At 48.9% G+C, this 4,329-nt stretch carries 4 protein-coding genes and 4 tRNA genes; 7 read left to right on the top strand and 1 reads right to left on the bottom strand.

Annotated features, from left to right (window positions below; all coding sequences use genetic code 11):
- The first annotated feature begins 263 nt into the window (after positions 1–263).
- Positions 264–1,292: a UDP-N-acetylmuramate dehydrogenase gene (gene murB, locus ACE38U_RS22315; protein WP_375530532.1), complete on the top strand. Its 1,029-nt coding sequence runs from the start codon at positions 264–266 to the stop codon at positions 1,290–1,292.
- A complete protein-coding gene (gene birA, locus ACE38U_RS22310) occupies positions 1,289–2,251 on the top strand; it encodes a bifunctional biotin--[acetyl-CoA-carboxylase] ligase/biotin operon repressor BirA (protein ID WP_154189596.1) in 963 nt (320 codons plus the stop codon). The genes murB and birA overlap by 4 nt, the downstream gene beginning before the upstream one ends.
- Positions 2,252–2,278: 27 nt before the next feature.
- Here the strand turns inward: birA and coaA are convergent, their stop codons facing one another.
- Entirely contained in the window at positions 2,279–3,232 is a 954-nt protein-coding gene (coaA, locus tag ACE38U_RS22305) for a type I pantothenate kinase (RefSeq protein ID WP_038483028.1), read from the bottom strand.
- Positions 3,233–3,680: 448 nt separating this feature from the next.
- Between coaA and ACE38U_RS22300 the strand changes: the two genes are divergently transcribed.
- The 5 genes from ACE38U_RS22300 to ACE38U_RS22280 form a co-directional block, all read left to right on the top strand.
- Positions 3,681–3,756 (top strand) — tRNA-Thr (locus ACE38U_RS22300).
- Between the two features lie 12 nt (positions 3,757–3,768).
- Positions 3,769–3,853 (top strand) — tRNA-Tyr (locus ACE38U_RS22295).
- Between the two features lie 117 nt (positions 3,854–3,970).
- Positions 3,971–4,045: transfer RNA gene (locus tag ACE38U_RS22290), tRNA-Gly, on the top strand.
- Between the two features lie 9 nt (positions 4,046–4,054).
- Positions 4,055–4,130, top strand: a tRNA-Thr gene (locus ACE38U_RS22285).
- A 112-nt stretch (positions 4,131–4,242) separates the two neighbouring features.
- Positions 4,243–4,329: GTP-binding protein (locus tag ACE38U_RS22280; RefSeq protein ID WP_002436303.1), on the top strand; the 87-nt coding region annotated here is incomplete at its 3' end.

The following is a 4,329-nucleotide window of genomic DNA, read 5'->3' as shown; positions in this document are numbered from 1 at the left end:
ATGTGATATCAGGAAATTATCTGCACGAGCATGGGCATGCGACAAACGTGTCGGGAACACGTTTGAACGCCGTGTGCGGCGGCCCCAAAGGGGCGAGTATCAGGATGATACGAGTACTGTAGGAACAGCCAGGCATCAAATAAAACGAAAGGCTCAGTCGAAAGACTGGGCCTTTTTGCTATGCGCGTTATACCGAGACAGGCAAGCCAATCCCGGTAGGATCGGGTAAACTACTTCGGTTAATATTCCGGGAAATGGCTGACATGAACTCCTCTCTTAAACCCTTCAATACCTTTGGTATTCAGGCAACGGCTGAACGTATAGTTATCGCTGAATCCGTACAACAGCTTACTGAAGCATGGACAGCATCGATGCATGCTCAGCAGCCCGTTCTTATTCTGGGTGAAGGCAGTAACGTCCTTTTCCTGCAGGACTTTGAGGGAACGGTGATTGTTAATCGCATCAAAGGGATCCAGGTGATTGAAACTGAAGATGCCTGGTTACTGCATGTCGGAGCCGGTGAAAACTGGCATAATCTCGTGGAATATACCCTCCAGCAAGGCATGCCGGGTCTGGAAAATCTTGCTTTGATCCCCGGTTGTGCAGGCTCATCGCCAATCCAAAACATTGGAGCATATGGGGTCGAAATAAAAAAGGTCTGCGATTACGTCGATTGTGTTGAGCTGAGCAACGGCCGTGCGTTGCGTTTAACCAACGAAGAGTGCCGCTTTGGCTACCGTGACAGTATCTTCAAACATGACTATCAGGATCGCTTCGCGATTGTTGCTGTAGGTTACCGCCTGCCGAAAGCATGGATGCCTGTGCTCAACTATGGTGATCTGACTAAATTAGATCCGGCTACCGTTACGCCTCAGCAGATTTTTGAAAGCGTCTGCGCTATGAGAACCTCGAAGCTGCCCGATCCTAAAGTGAATGGTAATGCCGGTAGTTTCTTCAAAAACCCCGTTATTAGTGCCGAACAGGCAGAAAAACTGATTTCCAACGTGGCGAACGTGCCTCATTATCCGCAACCTGACGCTAGCGTTAAGCTTGCTGCGGGCTGGCTGATCGATCAATGCCAGCTCAAGGGCCATCGCATCGGTGGCGCAGCGGTTCATCAGCAGCAGGCCCTTGTTATTATTAATGAAGATGAGGCAAGCAGCGCGGATGTAATTGCCCTCGCTCATTATATTCGCCAGCGAGTCGGAGAAAAGTTTGATGTCTGGCTTGAGCCTGAGGTTCGTTTTATGGGCGGTAAAGGTGAAGTCAGCGCCGTGGAGACTATCGCATGAAAGATAATCGAGTTCCGTTAACGTTAATCAGTATTCTTGCAGACGGCGAGTTTCATTCCGGCGAGCACCTGGGTGAGCAATTAGGCATGAGCCGTGCCGCGATTAATAAGCATGTTCAAACGTTGAGAGACTGGGGTATTGATGTTTTCACCGTTCCGGGCAAAGGCTACAGCTTGCCGGAGCCCATCCAGCTGCTGGATGAAAGCTTCATTAAGTCGCAAATCGATAGTGGTACAGTAGCTGTGCTACCGGTGATTGATTCGACCAATCAGTACCTGCTCGATCGCCTCAGCACCCTTCAGTCCGGTGATGCCTGTATAGCCGAATACCAGCAGGCTGGGCGTGGCAGACGAGGTCGCCAGTGGTTTTCCCCCTTTGGGGCAAATCTTTATCTGTCCATGTACTGGCGTCTGGAGCAGGGACCCGCGGCGGCAATTGGTCTCAGCCTTGTTATTGGCATCGTGATGGCCGAAGTATTGCAGAGGCTTGGTGCCGAAGAGGTCAGAGTTAAATGGCCAAATGACCTCTATCTCAGCGATCGCAAGCTTGCCGGTATTCTGGTTGAGCTCACGGGCAAAACGGGGGACGCTGCACAGATAGTAATTGGAGCAGGGATTAATCTCGCGATGCGCAGCGTAGCTACAGATGTGATTAACCAGGGCTGGATTAACCTGCAGGAAGCCGGTATCCGTATTGACAGGAATACGTTGGCCATAACGCTTATTCAGGAGCTTCGTGCGGCGCTGCAGCTATTTGAGCAGGAAAGTCTGGTACCGTTTCTGCCTCGCTGGGAAAAGCTGGATAATTTTATTCATCGTCCGGTAAAGCTCATTATCGGTGAACGTGAGATTTATGGTATTTCTCGCGGGATCAACGAGCAGGGGGGATTATTGCTGGAACAGGATGGCGTAATAAAGTCTTGGGTTGGCGGTGAAATTTCCCTGCGCGGTGTGAATTAAAGAGAGGGGGATTTCCCCCTCGCCTTATTATTTTCTCAGCTTAACGCAGTCAACGGCATGATTAGCACTTTTTGTCATTATTAAGCTTGCGCGATCGCGTGTGGGTAATATGTTCTGCTGTAAATTCAACAGATTAATCTCTTTCCATAACTGCATGGCAATATTCACAGCTTCATCCTGAGAAAGTTTTGCATAGCTATGGAAATAAGAATTTGGATCGGTAAAAGCGCCTTCCCGGAATTTCAGGAAACGATTGATATACCAGTTTTGTAATAACTCTTCCGGCGCATCGACATAAATAGAAAAATCCACAAAATCCGAAACAAATACATGATGCGGATCGTGCGGATAATCCATCCCGCTTTGCAAAACGTTCAATCCTTCCAGGATTAATATATCCGGCTGGGCAACTATCTTGTCACCGTCAGGAATCACGTCATACACGAGATGTGAGTAAACCGGCGCTGTCACATTGGTTGCGCCAGATTTGATATCAGAGACAAACTTCACCAGGCGATGCATATCATAGGATTGCGGGAAGCCTTTCTTCTTCATCAAATTGCGCTCTTTGAGCACTTTATTTGGATGAAGGAAGCCATCAGTGGTAATCAGCTCAACCCGGCGATGCTCAGGCCAGCGGCTCAGCAAAGCCTGCAGTACGCGAGCTGTAGTGCTCTTCCCGACCGCCACACTGCCCGCAATGCTAATGACATAAGGAATGCGTTGTCCGTTTGTGCCAAGGAACTGCTCGAGTACCGCCTGGCGCCGCAGGTTTGAACTGATATAAAAATTGAGCAGGCGAGACAGCGGCAGATAAATCTCGGCCACTTCTTCCAGGGAGAGGTCTTCGTTAATGCCTTTTAACCGGGCTATTTCCCCTTCGGTTAGCGTCATGGGGACTGAGTCACGCAAAGCCGCCCACTGGCTCCGGTCAAATTGTAGATATGGGGTCGTTGCCAACATTTGCTCTTTATTACTCATAAGCATGCTTCTGCCTGTAATTCAGGACAAAATTTACGCACTGCATTCTCTTACGCATGAAATCAAACGTAGTGCATCAAAAGTATGCAGCGTATTTAACTTTTCAATAGTGGGCAGGAGGGTAACACCGGAATGCAGAGAACGATAAGAAAAAATCAACAGCAGTGATGTATTACGGCGAATACATCACGTTACGCTTAGGTAAAAGAGAGGCCTGCAAGTAATCGTTGCATAACTAGCCTCTTTCAGGACTCACGCTTGCCATTCTGCCATAACAAAACGTCAGGTCAGGCAAAATGGCAGGCGGTAATGATGGAAATTTGTTCTCAATTGGTGCTTTAGCCATCATATTTTCGAGATCTAGCGCAAAATGTGAGCGGTAGTGCATTTTATGCAATTTTTTTGTTGCATGCGCGGCTCTGTCTTCCTAGAATGCGCGCTACTTGATGCCGGCTTAGCTCAGTAGGTAGAGCAACTGACTTGTAATCAGTAGGTCACCAGTTCGATTCCGGTAGCCGGCACCATCAAGTACCCCAGGTGGGGTTCCCGAGCGGCCAAAGGGAGCAGACTGTAAATCTGCCGTCATCGACTTCGAAGGTTCGAATCCTTCCCCCACCACCATATTCGGCAACGCATTGCGAAGCCCGAGACGATAGACAAGCAGTTTGTCGGCTCGAATATTGAGAGGCCTTCTCTCATATTCAGTACAGAAAGATTCAGGTAGCCGAGTTCCAGGATGCGGGCATCGTATAATGGCTATTACCTCAGCCTTCCAAGCTGATGATGTGGGTTCGATTCCCACTGCCCGCTCCAACAAGATGTGCTGATATAGCTCAGTTGGTAGAGCGCACCCTTGGTAAGGGTGAGGTCGGCAGTTCGAATCTGCCTATCAGCACCACTTCTTTATCTCCTCCCTGTTTCTCTTCTGTTAATGCATTCAGCTAATTCAGGCATATGCCTGGTTGATGTGGTGATATCACCGATTTATCCGTGTCTTAGAGGGACAATCGATGTCTAAAGAAAAGTTTGAACGTACAAAACCGCACGTTAACGTCGGTACTATCGGCCACGTTGACCATGGTAAAACAACGCTGACC

This window comes from Cedecea selenatireducens (genome assembly GCF_042138895.1).
GTDB lineage: Bacteria > Pseudomonadota > Gammaproteobacteria > Enterobacterales > Enterobacteriaceae > Cedecea > Cedecea selenatireducens.
The sequence above is the reverse complement of the archived record's forward strand: the minus strand, read 5'-3'. Positions and strand labels throughout refer to the sequence as shown.

What these genes read in the sequence shown, in the direction of transcription:
- murB (WP_375530532.1), top strand. Translation starts at nt 264, where the DNA reads ATGAACTCCTCTCTTAAACCCTTCAATACCTTTGGTATTCAGGCAACG.
- birA (WP_154189596.1), top strand. Translation starts at nt 1,289, where the DNA reads ATGAAAGATAATCGAGTTCCGTTAACGTTAATCAGTATTCTTGCAGAC.
- coaA (WP_038483028.1), bottom strand. Translation starts at nt 3,232, where the DNA reads ATGAGTAATAAAGAGCAAATGTTGGCAACGACCCCATATCTACAATTT.